Annotated in this window: 23 protein-coding genes and 1 riboswitch; of the genes, 11 read left to right on the plus strand and 12 right to left on the minus strand. The window is 63.3% G+C overall.

Going from position 1 to position 20,602, the window contains the following annotated elements; genetic code table 11:
- The first annotated feature begins 55 nt into the window (after window positions 1-55).
- The 8 genes from AAF563_05105 to AAF563_05140 all read left to right on the plus strand — a co-directional run bounded on the left by AAF563_05105 (window position 56) and on the right by AAF563_05140 (window position 8,703).
- On the plus strand, window positions 56-1,171 hold the full coding sequence (locus AAF563_05105) for an aromatic ring-hydroxylating dioxygenase subunit alpha (GenBank protein MEM7120633.1): 1,116 nt from the start codon (window positions 56-58) through the stop codon (window positions 1,169-1,171).
- Entirely contained in the window at window positions 1,164-2,099 is a 936-nt protein-coding gene (locus AAF563_05110) for an NAD(P)-dependent oxidoreductase (GenBank protein MEM7120634.1), read from the plus strand. The genes AAF563_05105 and AAF563_05110 overlap by 8 nt, the downstream gene beginning before the upstream one ends.
- Before the next feature lie 4 nt (window positions 2,100-2,103).
- Complete coding sequence (locus AAF563_05115; protein ID MEM7120635.1) at window positions 2,104-3,615, plus strand: amidohydrolase family protein; 1,512 nt, start codon at window positions 2,104-2,106, stop codon at window positions 3,613-3,615.
- Window positions 3,616-3,679: 64 nt separating this feature from the next.
- A complete protein-coding gene (locus AAF563_05120) occupies window positions 3,680-5,020 on the plus strand; it encodes an amidohydrolase family protein (protein ID MEM7120636.1) in 1,341 nt (446 codons plus the stop codon).
- Between the two features lie 7 nt (window positions 5,021-5,027).
- Window positions 5,028-5,690 (plus strand): aspartate/glutamate racemase family protein, encoded by a 663-nt coding sequence (locus AAF563_05125; GenBank protein MEM7120637.1) that lies wholly within the window; start codon window positions 5,028-5,030, stop codon window positions 5,688-5,690.
- Between the two features lie 12 nt (window positions 5,691-5,702).
- Entirely contained in the window at window positions 5,703-6,638 is a 936-nt protein-coding gene (locus AAF563_05130; protein MEM7120638.1) for an N-carbamoyl-D-amino-acid hydrolase, read from the plus strand.
- 266 nt (window positions 6,639-6,904) lie between these two features.
- Complete coding sequence (locus AAF563_05135) at window positions 6,905-7,474, plus strand: hypothetical protein (protein MEM7120639.1); 570 nt, start codon at window positions 6,905-6,907, stop codon at window positions 7,472-7,474.
- A 107-nt stretch (window positions 7,475-7,581) separates the two neighbouring features.
- Window positions 7,582-8,703, plus strand: coding sequence for an extracellular solute-binding protein (locus AAF563_05140; GenBank protein ID MEM7120640.1), 1,122 nt, complete (start codon window positions 7,582-7,584; stop codon window positions 8,701-8,703).
- A gap of 173 nt (window positions 8,704-8,876) precedes the next feature.
- Here the strand turns inward: AAF563_05140 and AAF563_05145 are convergent, their stop codons facing one another.
- The 3 genes from AAF563_05145 to yaaA form a co-directional block, all read right to left on the minus strand.
- Entirely contained in the window at window positions 8,877-9,170 is a 294-nt protein-coding gene (locus tag AAF563_05145) for a GYD domain-containing protein (GenBank protein MEM7120641.1), read from the minus strand.
- An 82-nt stretch (window positions 9,171-9,252) separates the two neighbouring features.
- A complete protein-coding gene (locus AAF563_05150; GenBank protein MEM7120642.1) occupies window positions 9,253-9,534 on the minus strand; it encodes a hypothetical protein in 282 nt (93 codons plus the stop codon).
- A gap of 11 nt (window positions 9,535-9,545) precedes the next feature.
- The gene (yaaA, locus tag AAF563_05155; protein MEM7120643.1) at window positions 9,546-10,319 is read right to left on the minus strand and encodes a peroxide stress protein YaaA; all 774 of its coding nucleotides are present in this window, start codon (window positions 10,317-10,319) and stop codon (window positions 9,546-9,548) included.
- A 184-nt stretch (window positions 10,320-10,503) separates the two neighbouring features.
- Between yaaA and AAF563_05160 the strand changes: the two genes are divergently transcribed.
- Window positions 10,504-12,033, plus strand: coding sequence for an ABC-F family ATP-binding cassette domain-containing protein (locus AAF563_05160; GenBank protein MEM7120644.1), 1,530 nt, complete (start codon window positions 10,504-10,506; stop codon window positions 12,031-12,033).
- 22 nt (window positions 12,034-12,055) lie between these two features.
- Here AAF563_05160 and chrA read toward each other — a convergent pair whose 3' ends face one another.
- Window positions 12,056-13,240 (minus strand): chromate efflux transporter, encoded by a 1,185-nt coding sequence (gene chrA / locus AAF563_05165; GenBank protein MEM7120645.1) that lies wholly within the window; start codon window positions 13,238-13,240, stop codon window positions 12,056-12,058.
- Window positions 13,241-13,486: 246 nt separating this feature from the next.
- Between chrA and AAF563_05170 the strand changes: the two genes are divergently transcribed.
- Complete coding sequence (locus AAF563_05170; protein ID MEM7120646.1) at window positions 13,487-14,668, plus strand: aromatic ring-hydroxylating dioxygenase subunit alpha; 1,182 nt, start codon at window positions 13,487-13,489, stop codon at window positions 14,666-14,668.
- Here the strand turns inward: AAF563_05170 and AAF563_05175 are convergent.
- The 3 genes from AAF563_05175 to AAF563_05185 all read right to left on the minus strand — a co-directional run bounded on the left by AAF563_05175 (window position 14,665) and on the right by AAF563_05185 (window position 16,450).
- Complete coding sequence (locus tag AAF563_05175; protein ID MEM7120647.1) at window positions 14,665-15,582, minus strand: DMT family transporter; 918 nt, start codon at window positions 15,580-15,582, stop codon at window positions 14,665-14,667. The two genes, AAF563_05170 and AAF563_05175, sit on opposite strands and share 4 nt — an antisense overlap.
- Window positions 15,583-15,612: 30 nt before the next feature.
- A complete protein-coding gene (locus tag AAF563_05180; protein ID MEM7120648.1) occupies window positions 15,613-15,861 on the minus strand; it encodes a DUF3144 domain-containing protein in 249 nt (82 codons plus the stop codon).
- A 76-nt stretch (window positions 15,862-15,937) separates the two neighbouring features.
- On the minus strand, window positions 15,938-16,450 hold the full coding sequence (locus tag AAF563_05185) for a 6,7-dimethyl-8-ribityllumazine synthase (protein MEM7120649.1): 513 nt from the start codon (window positions 16,448-16,450) through the stop codon (window positions 15,938-15,940).
- A gap of 74 nt (window positions 16,451-16,524) precedes the next feature.
- A riboswitch (FMN riboswitch) is annotated at window positions 16,525-16,673 on the minus strand.
- Window positions 16,674-16,807: 134 nt separating this feature from the next.
- On the opposite strand from AAF563_05185, the gene AAF563_05190 reads away from it, so the two are divergent.
- The gene (locus AAF563_05190) at window positions 16,808-18,580 is read left to right on the plus strand and encodes an acyl-CoA dehydrogenase (protein ID MEM7120650.1); all 1,773 of its coding nucleotides are present in this window, start codon (window positions 16,808-16,810) and stop codon (window positions 18,578-18,580) included.
- On the opposite strand, the gene AAF563_05195 is transcribed toward AAF563_05190, so the two are convergent.
- Genes AAF563_05195 through AAF563_05215 form a run of 5 tightly spaced genes read right to left on the minus strand, consistent with a single transcriptional unit; the run spans window position 18,577 to window position 20,597 of the window.
- Entirely contained in the window at window positions 18,577-19,545 is a 969-nt protein-coding gene (locus AAF563_05195) for a DUF1835 domain-containing protein (protein MEM7120651.1), read from the minus strand. The genes AAF563_05190 and AAF563_05195 overlap by 4 nt on opposite strands.
- Window position 19,546: 1 nt before the next feature.
- Window positions 19,547-19,789 carry a hypothetical protein gene (locus AAF563_05200; GenBank protein MEM7120652.1) on the minus strand — a complete coding sequence of 81 codons (243 nt, stop codon included), beginning with the start codon at window positions 19,787-19,789 and terminating at the stop codon, window positions 19,547-19,549.
- Window positions 19,790-20,011 carry a hypothetical protein gene (locus AAF563_05205; GenBank protein ID MEM7120653.1) on the minus strand — a complete coding sequence of 74 codons (222 nt, stop codon included), beginning with the start codon at window positions 20,009-20,011 and terminating at the stop codon, window positions 19,790-19,792.
- 59 nt (window positions 20,012-20,070) lie between these two features.
- The gene (locus tag AAF563_05210) at window positions 20,071-20,346 is read right to left on the minus strand and encodes a hypothetical protein (GenBank protein ID MEM7120654.1); all 276 of its coding nucleotides are present in this window, start codon (window positions 20,344-20,346) and stop codon (window positions 20,071-20,073) included.
- Complete coding sequence (locus tag AAF563_05215) at window positions 20,343-20,597, minus strand: hypothetical protein (GenBank protein MEM7120655.1); 255 nt, start codon at window positions 20,595-20,597, stop codon at window positions 20,343-20,345. The genes AAF563_05210 and AAF563_05215 overlap by 4 nt, the downstream gene beginning before the upstream one ends.
- Window positions 20,598-20,602 lie beyond the last annotated feature (5 nt).

Consider the following 20,602-nt stretch of genomic DNA (forward strand, 5'->3'; position numbering starts at 1 on the left):
AGCTGGGCTTAACGAAACCTATGCCGCCACAAGCGCCCCGTCAGAGGACATTGAGGTGACGACACTGAATTTTCGGCCAGTCGAGCTGCCGTTGGATGCCTATCGCAGCGACGACTTCGCTGCGCTGGAAAACGAAAGGCTGTTCTCGAAGTCGTGGATTCACGTGGCAAGCGGCCATGAATTGCCTGAGGCCGGCGACTGCCACCCGATCACGCTGGCCGGTCTGCCGCTGGTTCTGGTGCGTCAGCGCTCAGGCGATATCGCGGCGTTCCACAACGTCTGCCGTCATCGCGGCGCGCGCCTGGTGCGCGAAGCCTGCAACGCCAAGGCGGTGATGACCTGCCCCTATCACGGCTGGGCCTATGGCCTGGATGGCGAGTTGCGCTCGACACCTTACTGGGACCCCCAGGACGGCACGGGGCCTGAGGACTTCGAGAAGGCCGCCTTTGGCCTCAATCCGGTACGCTCGGCGGTCTGGTGCGATCAGGTCTTTGTGTGCCTCGATGACGATGGCCCCAACTTCGAGCAACACATCGCGCCCTTGGCGCGGCGCTGGTCCCATGCGGATCTGTCACTGCTTCGGTTTGGCGGCTCGCTGTCTTATGACCTCGAGGTCAACTGGAAACTCATCATCGAGAATTATCTCGACACCTATCACCTGCCGTTCATTCATACCCAGCTCGGCCCGCTTGAAGCGGCGCAGAACTTCGTCGATTTCGATGAGGTCGGACGCGTCTTCGGCATTCACTATCTCTCCGGCGCCGCCGATAAGAACAAGGGCGATACCGGGTTCCATACGTTTCCCGGTTTTGAAGGTGACCAGCTCAAGAACCAGGATATCTCGATGCTGTTCCCCAACACGCTGCTGGAGTTCATGCCCGAACACATCATGTTCTTCCGGGTTGAACCGGTTTCGCCGACGCGCACGCGGGAGCTTTTGAGTTTCTACTATCTGGGCGACGATGCCGATGATCCGGATCTCGAGGAAGGCCGCCGCATGACCCATCAGGCATGGGACACAATCAATCGTCAGGACTTCGACGTGCTCGCCGATCTGCAGGCGACGATGCACTCGCCGGCGGCACGCGGCTTGCCTCCGCCGGCACCGGGCTGGGAGATTTCGCAGGCGCGGTTCCGGCGTCGCGTTGCCGAGGAGCTTGACCTTGTCTGACCCGTCATTGCCCTTCGACCGTGTTTGCGTCACCGGCGGAAGCGGCCTGCTGGGACGTTTCGTCGTGCGCGAACTCGCGCGCGATGCCGAGGTCCTGGTCATGGATATCGCTCCGCCGGTCGACGAGGGGTTCGCGTTCGCGAACGTTGATGTGCTCGACATCGATGCGGTCACCGCCGCACTCAAGGGCCAGCAGGCCGTGGTCCATTTGGCGGCGCTTGACGACGGTGTCGCCGATAACGAAGAGGACTACATCAAGGTCAACATTCAGGGGACCTGGAACGTGCTGCAGGCCGCCGAAGAATTGGGCCTGGAGCGTGCGGTGATTTGTTCCAGCACCGCCGCGGTCGGCTTGTCGTCAGATAACCCGCCGGCCTACCTGCCCGTCGATGTCGCACATCCCGCCGTGCCGACCGGGGCCTATGGTCTGAGCAAACGCACGATCGAATTGCTGGCCCAGGGCATCGTGAAGCGCGGTAAGTTGGAGGTGGTGTGCCTGCGCCCCTGTCTGGTGGCTCAAGCCGACATCGTCTACAGCATGGCCGGGATCGTTGCCGAGACCGATGGTCTGGAACCGCCGCCTCCGGCGACGGGCGCAGCCTGGCGGGAGTTGCGCGAAGGCGTATCGCCGACCCGCGCGTTTGTCTCGCCCAGCGATGTCGCGCGCGCCTTCCGCGCCGCGCTCGCCGCGCCCGGACTTCGTTATGGCGTCTACTTCGTTACGTCCAGCGACACCTGCACGCGCCTGCCGACGGTCGAGGCGGTTGAACGCGGCTGCGGTGTCGTGCCTGACCTCAAACATGCGGCGACCTACGCCAACGACCCGCGCGCCAGCGCCTATGACATAGCCTCGACGCGCGAGGCGTTGGGATGGGAACCCAACGATACCTGGGAAGACTATCTCGCCCAGGTCATCCAGGCGGGGTGAGCGGATGAGTCTCGAACGTCCTCTCGTCCTGCGCGGCGGCCGGCTTCTGGATATCGACGGCCATGACGCGCCGTTGCGCGATGTGCTGATCGGCGTGGACGGCCGTATTGCCGCGATCGGCGACCCCGGTATGGCCGTGCCCGAGGATGCCGAAGAACATCGCGCTGACGGCACGATGATGATGCCCGGCATGATAAACGCCCACACCCACGGCCACGGCAGCTTTGGCAAAGGCCGGGGTGATCAGTGGTCGCTGGAACTGTTGTTGAACGCGGGCCCGTGGATCAGTGGCGGGCGCAACGATGAGGACCGCTATCTGGCGACGCTGTTGAACGCCGCAGATATGATCCGGCGCGGCGCGACGGGGGTCTATGACCTCACCTGGGAGCAGCCCCGGCCGACGGTCGACGGCATGCATGCGGTGGCGCGCGCCTATGACGACATTGGCATGCGCGCCTTGATCACGCCGATGATGGCGGACCTGTCGTTCTACGACATCGTTCCCGGTTTGCGCGACAGCCTGCCGGACGGCCTGCGCCAGGAGGTCGACAAACTCGCGCTCGATCCGTTCCAGGCCGCTCTTGATGCCTGCCGTGATCTCCTGAAGTCCTGGCCGTTCGATACCGACCGCCTGCGCTTCGGTATCGCGCCGACCATTCCCATGCACTGCACGGACGAGTTCTTGGTCGCCTGCAAGAACCTGTCCGACGAGTTCGCGTGTCCGGTGCACACGCATATGGCCGAGTCGAAACTGCAGGCGCTTGCCGGGCGCGAACACTATGGCAAGACGCTGCTCGCCCACTTCGATGGCCTCGGCCTGGTGACCGAACGTTTCACCGCCGGGCACGGTGTCTGGCTTGACGGCGATGACATGAAACGCATGGCCGATCGCGGTGCGTCGGTCGCCCACAACCCCGGCAGCAATTTGCGTTTGGGTTCCGGCATTGCCGCGGTACGCGAGATGCTGGATGCCGGCGTCAATGTCGGCGTCGGCACCGACGGGTCGAACTCGTCGGATAACCAGAACATGTTCGAGGCGACGCGTCTGGCAGCCTATGTGTCGCGCGCCATGACCCACGATCTCCGGCAGTGGGTGTCGTCGGCCGAGGCGCTGACCATGGCGACCGCCGGCAGCGCGCGGACCATCGGCATGCAGGACGATACGGGACGGCTGGAGACGGGCTATGCCGCCGACATCGTGTTCCTGGATCTCTCCGACATCACCTACGTGCCGCTGAACGATCCGGTCAATCAGATCGTCTATGCCGATGACGGCGCCGCCGTGCAGTCTGTTTTGATCGGCGGCAAGTTCGTCTATCAGAACCGCCAGTTCACGACGATCGATGAAGACAAGCTGAAACGCGGCGTAGAAAGCGCCATGGAACGGCTTAACGCGGTAACGGCTGAACGCAAGGAACTGGTCCAGGCGCTGGAACCGTTGGTCGCCGATCACTGCATCTGCTTTTCAAGCCGGCCCTATCATGTGCATCGCATGGTGCCGCCGACATCGTGTTGATGTGCCGTTGATGCCGAAGCGGGCGAAGACCTGCTAGGCTATTGTTCGATTGGAGGAGAGAACCATGAGGTTCGACTTGGTCATTGCTGGCGATCTCGTGTTGCCCGATGGCGTTAAGGAAAACGGCTGGGTCGCCGTGACGGGCGGCAAGATTGCCGCGATCGGCGAAGGCGACATGCCTGATGCCGGCGAACACGTCACCGCCGATGGCCTCGTCTTTCCCGGCATTGTCGACGGCCAGACCCATGCCGGATCGATCGCCGGTTTCCCCGGCCTGGAGGATCTCACCCGCAGTGCGGCGGCGGGTGGCGTCACGACCATCGTCGACATGCCGTTCGATTCGCCTGATCCCGTAACGACGGGCGCGCTGCTGGCCGAAAAGGCGGCGACCGCGGACAAGGTCGCCTATTGTGATGTTGCGATCTATGGCGGCGTGAAGCCGGATGTCGACACCGACGAAATTGCGCGCCAGACCGATGCCGGCGCCTGTGCGTTCAAGATGTCGACCTATCATGCCAGTGCGCGCTTCCCGCGCATTCCCCATCACCAGATGGAGCGTGCGTTCGCCGCCATCGCCGAGACCGGGTTGACCGTTGCCGTGCACAACGAAGATCAGGAGATCGTTGACGACGCGATCGCGCGGTTCCAGGAGGCCGGCCAGAAGGGCGCGAACCAACACCATCCGTCGCGACCACCGCTGTCGGAGCTGCTGGCCAACAGCATCATCCTGGAAATCGGCGTGGCGACTGGCGCGCGCGCGCACATCGTGCATTCCTCGCTGGCGCGCGGTTTCGACATGGCCCGCAGCTATCGCGACCAGGGCTGTCACGCGACGGCCGAGACCTGCCTGCACTACCTGATCTTCGACGAAGACGATGTCATCGAGATGGGCGCGCGCGGCAAGGTGAACCCGCCAATCAGGCCCGATCAGAAAGAGCTGATCTGGCAGCATATCCTGGACGGCGAGGTTGCTTTCGTGTCCTCGGACCATTGCTCGTGGCCGCTTGAGCGAAAGCCGGACGACGACATCTTTCAGGCCGCGCCCGGCGCGCCCGGTATCGAATGCCTGTTTCCGGTCATGGCCGATGAAGCAATCATCCGCCGCGGTCATGATGTGGGCGTGGTCGCCGACATGCTGTGCGAGGCGCCGGCCCGTCACTTCGGTCTCTACCCGCAGAAAGGTGCGATCAGGGTCGGCAGCGATGCCGATTTCGCCATCCTGCGCCGCGAGCGACACACGGTGGATGAGACGAAACTGCATTGTGAGCTCGCGCCCTGGACGATCTATCATGGCCGAGAACTCGATTTCCGAGTCGGTGATGTCTGGCTGCGCGGCACCAAGGTCTTTGATGGCGAGACCATGACGGCGCCCGCGGGCACAGGCCGTTTTGTCAGACCGTCGTGAGGGTCCCATGAGCGAACGTATTCTGGTCATCAACCCCAACAGCAGCGAGGATGTCACCCAGCGCATGTCAGCGGCGCTGGACGGGCTGCGCTTCGAGGACGGTCCGGTTGTCGACTGCATGACCCTGGCCGAAGGACCGCCGGGGATCGAGACCGACCGGCATATCGCCGAGGTCACCGGACCGATCACCGCGACCGTCGAGCGCGAGCAGAACCAGACGTCGGCTTTCGTCATCGCCTGCTTTTCCGATCCCGGCATCCATGCCGCGCGCGAAGCGAGCCGGGTGCCGGTCTTCGGCATCGGCGAGAGTGGCTATGCGACCGCGCTGACGCGCGGCGACCGCTTTGGCGTCATTTCGATCCTGTCGCGGTCGGTGGCGCGTCACCGCCGGCAGATCGCGTCTCTCGGTCTGCTCGATCGGTTGGGTGGCGATATCGCGATCGAGCTTGGCGTGACGGAACTGCATCAGGGCGACAAGGTGCGCGGGCGCATGACCGAGGTGGGGACCGAACTGCGCGACGGCCATGGATGCGATGTTCTGGTCATGGGCTGTGCCGGTATGGCGCAGTACCGTGCGGGTTTGGAGACGGACCTGGGGATCCCGGTCATTGATCCGACACAGGCCGCGACAACATTGGCAATTGGCGCCGTGCAGGCGGCACGGCAGTAAGGAGACGATTGTATGGCTTCACGGGTTCTGACGGTTGGCGGCGCACAGCTTGGACCGATCCAACGAGCGGAGACCAAAGCTTCCGCCGTGGCCAGGCTGGTCGACCTGATGCGCCAGGCGGCGGGACGCGGCTGCGACCTCGTGGTCTACCCCGAGCTTGCGCTGACGACCTTTTTCCCGCGCTGGCTGATCGAGGACAAGGCGGAGCTCGACGCCTGCTTCGAGGCCACCATGCCGAACGCCGATGTCCAGCCGCTGTTCGACACGGCCAAGGAGCTCGGCATCGGTTTTCATCTGGGCTATGCGGAGATTGCCGGCGAGCATCGCTTCAACACTGCGATCCTGGTCGACAAGAAAGGTGAGATCGTCGCCAAGTACCGCAAGATCCATCTGCCCGGCCACGCCGAATTCGAGGCGGACCGCGACTTCCAGCATCTGGAGAAGCGCTATTTCGAGGTCGGCGATCTCGGCTTTCCGGTGTGGGAGGTCATGGGCGGCAAGATCGGCATGCTGATCTGCAACGATCGGCGCTGGCCCGAAGCCTTCCGCACGCTGGGCCTGCAGGGCGTTGAGCTGGTGATGATCGGCTACAACACGCCGACGCTGAACGGTCAGACCTTCGAGCCGCCACATCTGCGCGCCTATCACAACACGCTTTCCATGCTGGCGGGCGCCTATCAGAACGCCACCTGGGTCGCCTGCATCGCCAAGGCAGGCCGCGAGGACGGCTTTGACCTGATGGGCGGCAGCGCCATCGTCTCGCCCAATGGCGAGATCGCCGCCCAGGCCGTGACGCTGGAAGATGAACTGATCGTCGCCGACTGTGATCTCGACGCCGGCAACTACCTGAAGAGCAGCGTCTTCAATTTCGCCGCCCATCGCCGGCCGGAACACTACGGCCTGATTGTCGAGGCAACGGGCGTGGTGCCGCCCAGAGGTGCGCCCTGATTCGCCGGATCACCCGTTCTATCCTCGTCTGTCTGGCGCTTGCCGCGCCGGACTGCGCCGAGGCTGACGAGGATGGCCGGGTCGCGGCGACGCGGCTCGCGGAGACCAATGGCTGGCAATACCATCGCGTACAGGCCGGCGACTTTCTGCTGACCGCCTACAGCCGGATAACCGACCCCACCGACCAGACGCTCGCGGTCTATATCGGCGGTGATGGCGCTGCATGGCCTTCACCGACCCAGCCGCCCACCGACCCGACACCGCGTGTGCCGCGCACGTTCGAACTTGCGGTGCGCGATCCTTCGCCCAACACCGTCTACATCGCGCGTCCCTGCCAGTTCCTTGATGCCGAGTCACTGGCTGCCTGTTCGTCGGACTACTGGTTCATGGCGCGCTACGCGCCGGAGGTGGTGGCGTCGATCGATCTGATGGTCGACTACTTTGTCAGGACGACCCGAAGCCAGCAGGTCCGCCTGTTTGGTTTTTCCGGTGGTGGCGTGATTGCCACACTCGTCGCCGCCAACCGGGATGACGTCACGGGGATTGTGACGGTCGCAGCGAACCTGGACCATGAGACGTGGACGGCGATCCACGGACTTTCGCGACTTAGGAACTCATTGAACGCTACCAGTGTCGCCGCCGATCTCGCGTTGGTGCCCCAGGTCCATTTTGTTGGCGCCGACGATACGAACGTGCCGGTCGTTGTTGCCGAGGCCTACCTCGCGCGCATGCCCGATGACGCACTGACGGAGATCGTCGTGGTCGACGGCATGGCGCACAACTGCTGCTGGGTCGACATCTGGCCCGATCTGCTAGCGCAGCACGCCCTGGACTGAGGCCATAGTCGGCATGGTGACTGGGGTCACCGAAACGTGTGGTTTGCTGAGCCATCTCAACTTGTTAGTCTAACTGACTTCTTCTCAAAAACAGGGGGACCCCGCCCATGGACACCAAGAAGTTTTTGCGCGACCTCACCGACGGCAAGCTGAGCCGGCGCGACATCATGACTGCGATGTCGGCGGTCGGCCTGGCCTCGGTTTCCATGCCGATGCTGCGCCGCCCGGCCGCGGCGGAAGGGGATCTGACCGTCTTCACCTGGAGCGGCTATGAGCTGCCGGAGTTTTTCGAGGCCTACACGGCGAAGTATGGCAGCGACCCCGCGTTCAGCTTCTACGCCGACAACGACGAAGCCTTCCAGAAGGTGAATGCCGGTTTTCGCCCGGACCTCGTCTGTCCCTCCAACCCGCTGGTCAAAAAGTTCCACGATGCCGGCATCATCAAGCCGATCGACACCTCGCGCCTGTCGAACTGGCCGGACATGCTGGAGGGTTTGAAAACCGTCGACGGCACCGTGTTCGGCGATCAGACGTGGTACGTGCCGTGGGACTGGGGCACGTCGTCTGTCGTCTACCGGCCCGACCTGGTGGATCCCGAGTACATCGAGAACAACACCTGGAAGATCCTGTGGGACGAGCGCTACGCCGGGCGCCTCGCGACCAACGATCAGATGGATTCGATCGTCATCCCGGCAGCACTGGTGCTCGGCATCGAAAACCCGTTTGCCATGACCGACGAGGAGATCGCGCAAGTGAAAGAGTTCCTGGTCGAGCAGCGTCCGTTGCTGCGCTACTACTGGCAAAGCGAAACCGATGTCGCCCAAGCCATGGCGACGGGCGAGGTGGTCGCCGCCTATGGCTGGAACTCGACCGCCGCCGCGCTTTCAAACCACGGCGTGCCGACCGGCTATATGGTGCCGGTTGAGGGTATCCTGACTTGGACCGACGGTTACTGTCTGGTCGAAGGCAGCGCGGGCGACGAACAGAAGGCCTATGACTTCATGGACGCGGTGATTTCGGTCGAGGCCGGCGTCGCGCTCTTGAACACCTATGGCTTCGGCGCCGCCAACCGCAAGTCCTTCGAACTGGTCGATCAGGAGATGCTGAAAGGCATCGGGATCGCCAATCCTGAGGAGGCGCTTGCGACCGGCGTCTACTTCGAAACCATCGAATCGCCGTGGCGTGAGAAGTACCTCAACATGGTCGACGAACTGCGCGCCGGCGCTTAGGCGCGTGTCCCTCTCCCCTAGAGGGAGAGGGCCGGGGTGAGGGGTCCGCGCGTCAGCGCGCGATGAAGCATGGCAGAGTTTTCCGAGCCGGTCCCCCTCACCCAACGCCGGCTAAGGCGCTGACGCGCCAAGCCTGCGTATCCCTCTCCCTCCAGGGGAGAGGAGACCATGTGTTACGGCAGCGCGCTTACAAGCTTGCGGTACGCGTCCTCGTTGAACGCCTTCAGCGTTAGTGTTCGGGTGCGTCCTTGCGCGCCACCGGCAAGCGCCAGCAGGGCGATGGTCTCGTCATCCGGCGCTTCGACGATGATGACCATGTCGTAAGGGCCCATCGTCATGTAGTAGCCGAGGATCTCGCCGCCGTGCTCCCGACACGCCGCCTTGAAGCTATCAAGACGGTCCGGTGAATCCTTGATTTCCCGAAAACCCGCCTCCGTCCAGTTGGCGAGCAGGATGTATGTTGCCATGACCCCACCTCCTTGGTCGGGCACAAGGCTATCAATGATCTGAGAAGGAGTCTTCGCGCTGGGCCTCGCAGTTGCGCCGCGCCTAAAACTCGAGGTTCTTGTCGATCACGAAGAGCGAATAGGTGCCGGGAACGACACCGTCTTCGGCCATGGCGTCGATGGCGGATTGGTCCTTCAGGGCTTCCTTCAGCGCTTCGACATCGTCGACCTCGAAACAAAGCGCGGCTTTGTTCCCCTCGGTCGCGAAGCCGTAACCGCACGGACTGATGACCCCTTGTTTCTTCAGAATGGGGCCGTGTGTCCTGAACGCCTTCTCGAAAGCCTTCAGATCTTCAACCTCGGAGGTCACGACAATTCTTGTCATCGGCTTTCACCTTAGGTGGCTGGCCGCGTGAACACCCACTCGTTGTCCGACGATAGGGCGGGCTGGTAGCGGTAGCCGCCGCCATCGAAGTCCTTGAGACCATCGGGTCGGTCGATGCGGTTCTGCACCATGTAACGGGCCATCATGCCGCGCGCCTGTTTGGCAAGGAAGCCGATCATCTTGGCCATGCCGCCGCTTTCTTCCTTGAACGCCATGGTCAGCACCGGGCCGGCGAGTTTCTTCGCCTTGATCGCCTTGAAGTACTCGGCGGACGCCAGATTGACCAGCGTTCGGTCGTCGTGGTCTTCGCTCGCCTTGTTGAGCGCCTTGCTGATGCGGTCGCCCCAGAAGTCATAAAGCGTTTCGCCGCGCCGGGTGTGGATCTTCACACCCATCTCCAGACGATAGGGCTGAATCATGTCGAGCGGGCGCAGCAGACCGTAAAGACCCGACAGGATGCGCAGGTGATCTTGGGCGTAATCCATGTCGTCATGGCTGAGGCTGGGCGCGTCGAGCCCGCGATAGGTGTCGCCGTTGAAGGCGAGCGCGGCCGGCTTGACGGCCTCTGCCGAAGGCTCCGCCTCGAAAGCCTGGAAGCGGTGCCAGTTGAGGTCGGCCAGATCCGCGCTGATATCCATCATCTGGGAAAGCTTGCGCCGCGACAGCCGTCGCGCGGTCTTCGCGAGCTTTCGGGTGTCGTCGATGAAGATCGGCTCGCTCTTGTCCAGGCCGTTGGTCGGCCGGTCGAAATCAAGCGCCTTGGCGGGTGAAATCACAGCAAGCATGGGTGGTCTCCATCGGTCGTCTGAGCGGTCTTGATTAATGTAGTGCGGATGGGTTGCCATCGCCACGCTGATTGCCCCAGTCATCCCCACGGCGACTTTTTCGCGTTCCGGGGTCGACGTTCAGGGCATCACGCAGTAAAAGGGCCGCCCTCTTGATTCGAATTGGGGCTCAGACCCACGTGAGATGTCGCTCGTCATCGCCTCTGATCTCGGCGTCGCCCATGGTGCGACGACCGTGCTTCGGAACGCCGGTTTTTCGATCGGCGATGGCGACCGCGTGGGCCTTGTCGGCGCCAACGGCAGCGGAAAGTCAACGCTCCTAAGGGTTTTGGCCGGCGAGCACGAGGCCGATAGCGGCAAACTGGCGTTCAAACGCGGACTCACGATCGGCTATGCCGAACAGGAGCTTCCCGAACATCTGACCGACGTGACGCTGCGCGACGCGGTGCTGGCGGCGCTGCCCGCCGCGCTCCAGGACGACGAAGCCTGGCGTGTCGACGTAATCATGAGCGGCCTCGGTTTCCCTTACGAGTTCCACGACCGCGCACTCGGCGCGCTCAGCGGGGGCTGGCAGCGGCTGGCGCTGATCGCGCGCGCCGCGATCAACGAGCCCGATCTGCTGCTGTTGGACGAACCGACCAACCATCTGGATCTCGCCAAGATCCTCCATCTCGAACGCTGGCTGGCGGACGAGGTGCGGGGCGGTCTGATCGTCGTCAGCCATGACCGTGAGGTGTTGGACCGGGTGACGCGGCGAACACTGTTTTTGCGCGACACCAAGCTCTATGACTTCTCCGCGCCCTATACGGAAGCGCGCCGGCTTCTGACCGAGCACGATCTGGCGGCGGCCAGGGCGCGCGAGGCCGAGGAGGCGGAGGTCAAGCGGCTGGAGCGCAGCGCCAAGCGGCTGGCGAGCTGGGGCAAGGTCTTCGACAACGAGAAGTTCTCCCGGCGCGCGCGCAGCATGGAAAAGCGCATCGACAAGCTGAAGGACACGATGACGGAGGTCGCGGCCGACGACCGGCGGAACCTGGAACTCGCCGACGGCCAGGTGCAGTCGAACATGCTGCTGCGCTGCAACAACCTGACAATCGATGCGCCGGATGGCACCGGGCTCTTCGGGATCGATCGTCTGGCGCTGGCGCGCGGCGACCGCGCGGTAATCCTGGGCATCAACGGGTCCGGCAAGTCGACCTTTCTGCGCCACCTGCTGGCCGAGTACGCCGATCACGGCGACCGCATCGCGGAGACCGCGCCGGTCTACTTCAATCCGCAGGTCGACGCCGGTTACTTCGATCAGGATCTGTCGCGTCTGCCCGACAACCAGGCGATGTTTGCGTTCTTCGCGCGCACGTTTTCGGTCGCGGATACGCGGGTGCGTGCCGAGTTGGTACGCGCCGGCTTTCCGTTCGTCGAGCACGACCGGGCGATCAAGAGCCTGAGCGGCGGCGAGCGCGCGCGGCTTCTGTTCCTGCTCCTGAAGTTCGAACAACCGAACCTGCTGATTCTGGACGAGCCGACCAACCATCTGGATATCGACGGGCGCGAGCGCCTTGAAGACGAAATCCTGACCCGCGACCTGACCGCCGTCATGGTCAGCCACGACCGGCGCTTCGTCGACGATGTCGCGAACCGCTTCTTCGTGATCGAGCGCGGCCGCCTGGTCGAGACGGACTCGGCGCGGCCGTTCTACGACACGTTGCTCGCGGACTGACCGTCGCGGATCCGGCGGGTTGCTAGGTCAGGATCGTCGGCAGGGCGGCGATCGCCCAGCCGCCGAGCGCCGACAGGATGACGACCAGCCACGGCGGCAGCTTCCAAAACACAAGCAGGGCGAAGGCGACGATGGCCAGGCCAAAGTCCGCCGGTGACAGAATGGCGCTTGTCCAGACGGGATCGTACAACGCGGCGAGCAAGAGCCCGACGACCGCCGCGTTGATGCCGAGCAGCGCCGTTTGCATGACCTTGGCCCGGCGTATGGAATCCCAGAACGGCAGGGCGCCGATGACGAGTAGGAAAGAGGGCACGAAGATCGCGACGAGACAGATCAGGCCGCCGACCACGCCGTTCGGTACCGGCTCCAACACCGTTCCGAGGTAAGCCGAGAACGTAAAGAGCGGACCGGGTATTGCCTGGGCGGCGCCGTAGCCGGCCAGGAACGCATCGTTCGATACCCAGCCTGGCGGCACGACTTCGGATTGCAGCAGCGGCAAGACGACATGGCCGCCGCCGAACACCAGCGATCCCGACGAATAGAAGCTCTCGATAAGCGAGAGCAGGTGAGAGGGATAGGCCGTCAACAGGATTGGCAGGCCGATCAGCAAGGTGAAGAACACCACCAGAAACGCGATAGCGAGACCGCGGCTGACGGGAATCCCGAGCGAGACATGCTCCGTCGTCACCTCGGTGCGCAGGAAGGCAAGACCCACCAGACCGCCAACAATGATGACACCGACCTGCACAAGCGGTGTCGGCGCGGCGAGCACGGCGCAGGCGGCCAACACGGCGATGGTAACGCGTTGTACGTCCGGGCACAGATTGCGCGCCATACCCCAGACAGCTTGGGCGACGACCGCAACGGCGACCACCTTGAGGCCATGGAGCAGGCCGGAATCCATGGCGTCCTGAAACGCGACGACACCATAGCCGAACGCGATCAAGAGGAGCGCCGACGGCATGGTGAAACCGAACCACGCGGCGAACGCGCCCGGCAGGCCGCCGCGCGAGAGTCCGACACCGATGCCGACCTGGCTCGATGCGGGTCCGGGCAGGAACTGGCACAGCGCGACCAGGTCGGCGTAGGCGCGGTCCTGGATCCACTTCTGGCGCCCGACAAACTCGTCGCGAAAGTAGCCGATATGGGCGACTGGACCACCAAAGGATGTGCATCCCAGCCGCAGGAACACGAGGAAGATGGTCAGGAGCGGCGTCCGCCCTTCACGTCCCGTGCTGTCGTCCTGCTGCTTTGGCTCAGGCAATGAAAGCCCCCTTCACCGGTTGTCTAACCCGTGCCGTATGGAGAATAACCATGGAATGATGATGTCCCCATGACTACCGCATGTTGTCGACGGGATACCATCGGAATCGGCGCGGGCACGTGGGGGATTGAGCTATGCGGTAACTCCAGTACTGTTTGCCAAACAGTCGTTCGAACGATGTGAGGCGCGATGGCATCGCTTGCCGAGAACACCGGGTCCGCCGAGATAGACAACCTGATGGATTCCCTGCGCGAGATCGCGCAATCGGAGAACAGCGCATGGCGGACGCTGCCGCCCGAGGCGTACTTTTCGCCCGAGCTTCACGCCCTGGAGGTCGATAGGATCTTCCGCCGCCACTGGCTGTGCATCGGGCGTGTTGATCAGGTGGCTAATCCCGGCGACTACATGGCGCTGGACGTCGTCGGCGAACCCATCGTCTTGGTGCGCGACAAGAAGGGCGAGGTCCGGGTGCTTTCCAATGTCTGCCGGCATCGCTGGATGAAGGTGTGCGACGGCACCGGTAATCGCAAGGCCTTTGTCTGTCCCTATCACGCCTGGACTTATGAGCTGGACGGCCGGTTGCGCGGCGCCGTCGAAATGAAGAAACATCCTGGCTTCGATCCTAAAACCGTCGCATTGCCTGAGGTGCGTCACGAGGTCTGGCAGGGTTTCGTCTATGTCAATCTGGACGGCAAGGCCGAGCCATTGGCGCCGCAGCTAGCCCCAATCGATAAGGAGATCGCCGAGTTCGGCGTCGAGACCTGGGAGGTGGTCGAGACCGTCGATTGCGATGAGTACCCGTGGGACTGGAAGGTCATGCAGGACAACGGTGAGTGCTACCACCATATCGGCGCCCACCCTGAGACCTTCGAAGCCAACTTTCCCGCACGCACGACGGTCACCCAGTGTGACGGCCCGACCATCATCCAATGGTGCGCGGCGAGGGAAAGCAAAAGGACACGTCATGATGACGGGCTCGACTACGTGCCCATGTACTTCGAGCCCGTCCCCGGACTGACCGAGCGGCAGCGGCACAACTTTATGCTGATCTATGTTCTGCCGAACTTCTTTATCTATCTGCAGCCCGACTACGGGATGAAGGTGCGCATGTTTCCGACCGCCGCGGGCCGGATCCGGATGTATGTCGATTTTCTCGTGCCGCCTTCAACGAAGGCGATGCCGGACTTCGACACCCGGCTGGCCGATGCGGTCGCCTTTTTTCACCAGTTCAACGAAGAGGACCGTGTCGTCAACGCCGCCATCCAGAAAGGCTTGCAAAGCGCCTGGGCGCAGCCGGCACCGCTCAGCTGGCTTGAAGAACACAATCAGCACGTCGCCCGCTGGGTCGCCCAGGAATTGACGCGGCCCTAAGAACCACCCGTCGTGTCATGCGCCTTGGATCGCGAGACCTTTGCCTCGCGATAGAGGATATAGATGCCGCATGCGATCAGGATCGCCGCGCCGCCGATGACGGTGAGCGACGGCAGCACGTGCCAAATGATCAGGTCCAGCAGAATGGCCCAGATCATCGCGGTGTAATCGAAGGGCGCCAGCACCTGGGGTGGCGCCAGCCGGCAGGCATGAACCGCGACCAGCTGCGCGACCAGAACGACGAGGCCGCCAACGGCCATAAGGGCGAGATGGGGCCAGGTCGGTACGACCCAGGTGAAAGGTATGAAGAACGGCATGGTGACGAGGTAAAGGGCGTTCAGCGTCCAGACGATCACCACGGTTGGATCGGTGCCGGTCAGCTTGCGAGTCACGATGATCGCGAGCGCGTAGCCGAGTGCCGAGCCCAGCGCCCAGAGCGCGGCGACCTCGAAAATCCCGGTGGAGGGGTTGCCGATTACCAGCACGCCGCCCAGGCCGACGATGACGGCGGTCCAACGGCGTGGTCCGATGCGTTCGCCCAGGAGCGGCACGGCGAGCGCCGTCATCATAAGCGGTGCGGCGAAAGTGACGGCGATGGCATCGCTCAACGAGATCTGTTTGACCGCTTCGATGAAGCAGGTCAGCGCCACAAAGAAGCACAGGAAGCGCGCGACATGGAGTTTGGCCTGGCGGGTGCGAAACGGCGCGCCGAGGCCTGGGCCGCGAACCAGGAAGATCGTCAAGACGGCGACGACCACGACTGATCGGAAGAACAGGATCTCCGAGAAGTGGTAGTGATCCGACAGCCACTTCAAGATGGCGCCCTGGCTGGTGAACAGAAGCGCGGCGAAACACCACAGCACAATTGCCTGGGCCGGTGCATGGCGATGCAGCGTGGCCGGAGGCGCCGCCATGGTTACACGGACCCTCTTACGAACACGGATCTACAGTGGCTGGCGGTTTTTGTAATAGGCAAACAGAAGCCGCTCGTACTCGCCGACGACGTTCTTCAACTCGTCTTCGCTGCCTTCCATTTGTATGGCGGCGAAGGCGGTGAAGTTGGCGGCGGCATGGGTCATGGCGAGGCCGATCGCCTCGGCATCGCCGCCTTCCTGCAGCATGGCGTTGGCGATTTCGACAAACCTGTTGGCCAGTTCCAGATGCTGCGACTGTTGGACGCCGCCATCGCTCATGATGTCCCTCCGTTCTGCCGGGATGCGCACCATAGAGCACATAACCGCGCGATGGCATCCCGGCAATAAGGCGCGGTTAACTCGCCATGGCTTTCGTGTCCTGAAAGTCCATGCGGCTCTCAGGGGCAAGGCGCGCCAGCCCCTCGATCGCCGCGAGACAGCCTTGCGCTGCTTCCCGACCTTTGGTCACGAAGTGCTCGGCGAAGAAGGCGGTGTGCGGCGCATGTTCGTGGAAGTGGTGTGGCGTCAGCACCGCTGATAGCACGGGCACGTCGGTTTCAAGCTGAACCCGCATCAAGGCATCGATCACGGTCGACGCGACGAAGTCGTGGCGATAGATGCCGCCGTCGACGATTAAGCCGGACGCGACGATCGCCGCGTGGTCGCCGCGCAGCGCGAGCTGGCGGGCCAGAAGCGGTATCTCCAGCGAGCCGGGTACGGCAAACGTGTCGACCCGGCCGGCCCGCCAATCGCGCCGGCGTAGCTCGTCCAGGAAACCCTCTTCACAACGCTCGACGATGTCGGCGTGCCAACGTGCTTTGACAAAAGCGATGTTGTAGCTGTCTTGGGTCTGTGTGGTCTGATTCATGTCATCACTCCGTTTGACCTGAATCAGGGCGTGCAATCACGCGTCAACCCACGCCGGATCGGGCGGGCCACGTTGATTGTTCTCTCCCATCCGGACTTTGACCGTCGGCCCCGGAGTTGCACCGGGTCAGCTGACCCTTCCGGCTGGCACCGGAAGGCGCTCGCGGGCTTGCACAGTCGTGCTCACCGCCGGTGGGGACTTCCACCCCGCCCTGAGAACACGCCCCACGGCCAATCCGTGAGGCTGCCAAAAGCGTAGTCCATGATGGGATCCACCGCTAGTTGGATGTCTCACGCTGGCATCACCCGCGACACCTGTGCCAACGTGCGTCATCGGTCAACTTGAGAGCCTTTTTGGATGAGCGATTACACCGCCCCCTTGTACGACATTCGGTTTGCCTTGGCCGCCCAGGCGCAATTCGATGACCTCGCTGTCCTGCCCGGATTCGAGGCAGCGGATGACGGCCTTGTGGCGGCGCTTCTGGAGGAGGCCGGCAAGCTTGCAGCGGACGTGTTGGCGCCGACAAATAGAACCGGTGATCTGGAGGGCGTGCGACTGGAGAATGGTGTGGTCCGCTTGCCGGAGGGTTTCGATACGGCCTACCGCGCCTATGTCGATGGCGGCTGGAACACGCTGTCCTTCGATCCGGACTATGGCGGCCAGGGCCTGCCGTGGACCTTGTCGCTGGTGGTCCAGGAGATGTTCGAGGCCGCCAACATGGCGTTCGCCGTCGGCACGCTGCTGACCCGAGGCGCGGTCGAACTGCTGAGTCATCACGGTTCGGCCGAGCAGAAGGCTCTCTATCTGCCGAACATGATCGCCGGCACGTGGTCGGGCACCATGAACCTGACCGAGCCGCAGGCAGGGACGGATCTCGCGCGGATCCGGACCCGCGCCGAACGACGCGACGACGGGACCTACGCGGTGACGGGCCAGAAGATCTTCATCACCTATGGCGAGCACGAGCTGACCGCGAACATCGTGCATCTGGTGCTGGCGCGCCTGCCCGATGCGCCGGCTGGCGTCAAAGGCATCTCGCTCTTCATCGTGCCGAAGTATGTGCCCAGGGACGACGGCACGCCCGGTGCGCGCAACGATCTGCGCGCCGTGTCGCTGGAGCACAAGCTCGGCATCGTCGGCAGCCCGACCTGTGTCATGGCCTATGGCGATGACGGCGGCGCGACCGGCTTCCTGGTCGGCGAGGAGAACCGCGGGCTCGAGTACATGTTCACCATGATGAACAACGCCCGGGTCGCCGTCGCCGTTCAGGGTATCGCGATCGCCGAGCGCGCTTATCAGCAGGCCTTGGCCTTCGCGCGTGATCGCGTTCAGGGGCGGCGCAACGGTGCCGACGCTACGATCATCGAACACCCGGATGTCCGGCGCATGTTGCTGTCGATGAAGTCGCGCATCGAAGCGGGCCGAGGTTTAACGTTCTGCGCGGCCGCCGCATTCGACCGCGCCTCTAAGCACCCCGACCCGGCGGTGCGCCAGGCGGCCCACGCACGCTTCGATCTTCTGACGCCTGTCACCAAGGCCTGGTGCACCGACAACGCCGCCGACATCACGTCGACGGCTTTGCAGATTCATGGCGGCATGGGTTTCGTCGAGGAGACGGGCGCGGCCCAGCACTATCGCGACGTCCGCATTCTGCCCATTTATGAGGGCACCAACGGCATTCAGGCGATCGACCTCCTCGGCCGAAAGGTCGTGCGCGACGGTGGCGCGGCGGCCCGCGCGCTGTTTGACGAGATTGACCGCGTCACCAACACGGCGCGCGACAACGGTTTCGAACGCCTCGCTGCTCAATTGGACGAGGCTCTGGGTCGCCTGCGCGATGCGACCGACTGGATCATCGCGACGGCCGCCACCGACAACGACATGGCGCTTGCCTCGGCAACGACCTATCAGCAGTTGTTCGGTACTGTCGCCGGCGGCTGGCAGATGGTGTGCCAGGCGCTGGCCGCACAAGAGCGGTCAGATCTCGGCGACCACGATTTTATGGCGGCCAAACGGGCGACCGCCCGGTTCTACATGGATCAGGAGTTGCCCAAGGCCGCCGCGCTTGCCGCTATCGTCACGCAAGGCGCCGCCGCCGTGCACGATGCGCCGGACGCCGTATTCAGTTAAGCGGAGGCTTTTACCGGCCTGCTGCCGGAGGGATCCCAGCGCCAGAGATTACCGGGCCTGACGTGCACGCCACCGACCCAACGGTCGATGCCGTTGGTTTCGACCCAGTCGGTCTTGCCGTCAAGGAGATCGTTGCCTAACGACGTCAATGCGATCGGTGATTTCCAGGTCTCCGGCTCGGTCAGCGCGCCAACCTTGGCGCGGGCAAGCCCGGTCACGATCGGCCAGTACATGATATCGCCCAGGAACGGCTGCGGCTCGAGGTGGCCGTGCAGGTCGCGGAAACACTGGCCGGGCGTCTCCGCACCTTCCGCGATGGCACGCAGCGTCAACCGTTCGGTGAGCGAGAGCCCATCCGTCGTCCACGGCAGCTCTCGCAGATGGCGCATCAGGGCCGGCGCCAGGAACGGCAGATCGGGTGTGCCCGCCGCCGCGAGCTCAAACAGTGCGAGGGGTTCCGGCGCGCGGAACGCCTGCCAGGCGCGTCGGCCTAGGGTAATCTGCGCCGGCGTCACCGGTCGTTCGCTGCCCCACAACGTCTTCAACTGGTCGGGTTCGAGTTGACCCAGGCCGATGAAACGGTCGATGCCGGGGAAGCGGTCGATCGAGATCATGTTGAGGCGCGGCTCAAGCTCGGGGCGATCAGCGAACCACGAGAGCAAGCGGATCAGGACCGCCTGGTCGTAGATATCGTGCTCGAACCACAGGACGACCCGCTCGTAGTCTCGTGTTTGCTCCAGGCTGTTCAGCGCTTCGCGCAGGCCTGTGTCTGTCTGCGCGCGGGACACACCAAGCTCGACGGTCAGATAGTCCAGACGCGCGGCATGGAAGGCATCGTCGTCACCGGCCGGCGTGCCTCCCTTGCAGACGGGATCGGAGAATTCCAGGAAGTCGCCGGGAACACCGGCTTGGCCGAGCCCGTCGCGAATGTCGGAGCCGCAGCGGATGTGAAGGGTGGAGGTCATGCTAGATCCAATACATCTCTACCAGCGTACCGGCAACCGTTAGTCCGACGCCGAACGTGGCGATGCCGACCTTGAACCGGCGCCAGAGCCTGTAATCGCGATCCAGGGAATCGGACGACCGATGGATGTGTCCTCTTGTCAGCTTTTGTGGAATGAAGACCATGACAATCATCGCCATCCCGAACATGACCATCAGACCACCGATGCTGCTGGCCATGCCGAGGTCTTCGATGGAAATGTTCATCTAGGACTCCGACAGCAGAGCCAAGGCCGCGCCGATGATCAGTAGAAGACCGCCGAACAGCGCGACGTTGATATGCCAGCGCGCGAAGCGCGACCCCGCCCTGTCGGACTGCTCCATCTCCCGGTCCATGAACGGCATGTCGCCTATGTTCTGAAATGACAGCACGCTGAAGCCGATCAACGCGATGCCGAGGACGAGAAAGATGATGGCGGACAGGGCCATGGCTCAAGCCTCCTCGCTTTAGGCCGGTAGCGTAACACACACCATGTTTAGAGCGTCGGTCACGTTGGCCCCGACGTGAATGCTAGAAGATCTTCTATCGCGATGACCACGACCCCAAACATGACACCAGTCGCCATCATCGCGAGGCCGCAAAAGAACATTCTGGAGACACTCTGAACGAAGTTGGGATCGGCGACTCTGTTGAGTTCGAATTGCCGACGCTTCACCAGGTTTCCGAGGACCCAGGCGTTAACTGCGAGCATCATGGCTCCAAGGCCGAGGGCAAGAAGGGAAATCGATGTAAAGCCCATGACCGAAAGGGTCGGCATCGTCATGTTCCATCAAGCCAGAAGAGCTGAGCCAGCGTGCCGCCGATGATGAGGGCAACGCCGCCGAACAAGGCACAAAGCCTGATCCATCGCCAGATGCGGTGATTGCGCGCGTCCATGGTGACGTAACGGCTTTGAACGTTGTTCTCGAACATCGCCGGCGCGAGCGCCCCGATGACGCAAACAACGCCGACGCAGATCAAGGTCGTTACAAAGAAATCGAGCCACTCAGCGGGGCTAAGGTAGTAGTAATACATCGGCG

Source organism: Pseudomonadota bacterium, assembly GCA_039028155.1.
Lineage (GTDB): Bacteria > Pseudomonadota > Alphaproteobacteria > SP197 > SP197 > JANQGO01.

Coding starts and splice junctions, on each gene's coding strand:
- AAF563_05215 (MEM7120655.1), bottom strand. CDS start 20,597: ATGTATTACTACTACCTTAGCCCCGCTGAGTGGCTCGATTTCTTTGTA.
- AAF563_05145 (MEM7120641.1), bottom strand. CDS start 9,170: ATGGCAACATACATCCTGCTCGCCAACTGGACGGAGGCGGGTTTTCGG.
- AAF563_05170 (MEM7120646.1), top strand. CDS start 13,487: ATGGCATCGCTTGCCGAGAACACCGGGTCCGCCGAGATAGACAACCTG.
- AAF563_05210 (MEM7120654.1), bottom strand. CDS start 20,346: ATGACGATGCCGACCCTTTCGGTCATGGGCTTTACATCGATTTCCCTT.
- AAF563_05120 (MEM7120636.1), top strand. CDS start 3,680: ATGAGGTTCGACTTGGTCATTGCTGGCGATCTCGTGTTGCCCGATGGC.
- AAF563_05185 (MEM7120649.1), bottom strand. CDS start 16,450: ATGAATCAGACCACACAGACCCAAGACAGCTACAACATCGCTTTTGTC.
- AAF563_05190 (MEM7120650.1), top strand. CDS start 16,808: ATGAGCGATTACACCGCCCCCTTGTACGACATTCGGTTTGCCTTGGCC.
- AAF563_05140 (MEM7120640.1), top strand. CDS start 7,582: ATGGACACCAAGAAGTTTTTGCGCGACCTCACCGACGGCAAGCTGAGC.
- AAF563_05130 (MEM7120638.1), top strand. CDS start 5,703: ATGGCTTCACGGGTTCTGACGGTTGGCGGCGCACAGCTTGGACCGATC.
- AAF563_05150 (MEM7120642.1), bottom strand. CDS start 9,534: ATGACAAGAATTGTCGTGACCTCCGAGGTTGAAGATCTGAAGGCTTTC.
- yaaA (MEM7120643.1), bottom strand. CDS start 10,319: ATGCTTGCTGTGATTTCACCCGCCAAGGCGCTTGATTTCGACCGGCCG.
- AAF563_05160 (MEM7120644.1), top strand. CDS start 10,504: ATGTCGCTCGTCATCGCCTCTGATCTCGGCGTCGCCCATGGTGCGACG.
- AAF563_05200 (MEM7120652.1), bottom strand. CDS start 19,789: ATGAACATTTCCATCGAAGACCTCGGCATGGCCAGCAGCATCGGTGGT.
- AAF563_05205 (MEM7120653.1), bottom strand. CDS start 20,011: ATGGCCCTGTCCGCCATCATCTTTCTCGTCCTCGGCATCGCGTTGATC.
- AAF563_05180 (MEM7120648.1), bottom strand. CDS start 15,861: ATGAGCGATGGCGGCGTCCAACAGTCGCAGCATCTGGAACTGGCCAAC.
- AAF563_05175 (MEM7120647.1), bottom strand. CDS start 15,582: ATGGCGGCGCCTCCGGCCACGCTGCATCGCCATGCACCGGCCCAGGCA.
- AAF563_05115 (MEM7120635.1), top strand. CDS start 2,104: ATGAGTCTCGAACGTCCTCTCGTCCTGCGCGGCGGCCGGCTTCTGGAT.
- AAF563_05195 (MEM7120651.1), bottom strand. CDS start 19,545: ATGACCTCCACCCTTCACATCCGCTGCGGCTCCGACATTCGCGACGGG.
- AAF563_05125 (MEM7120637.1), top strand. CDS start 5,028: ATGAGCGAACGTATTCTGGTCATCAACCCCAACAGCAGCGAGGATGTC.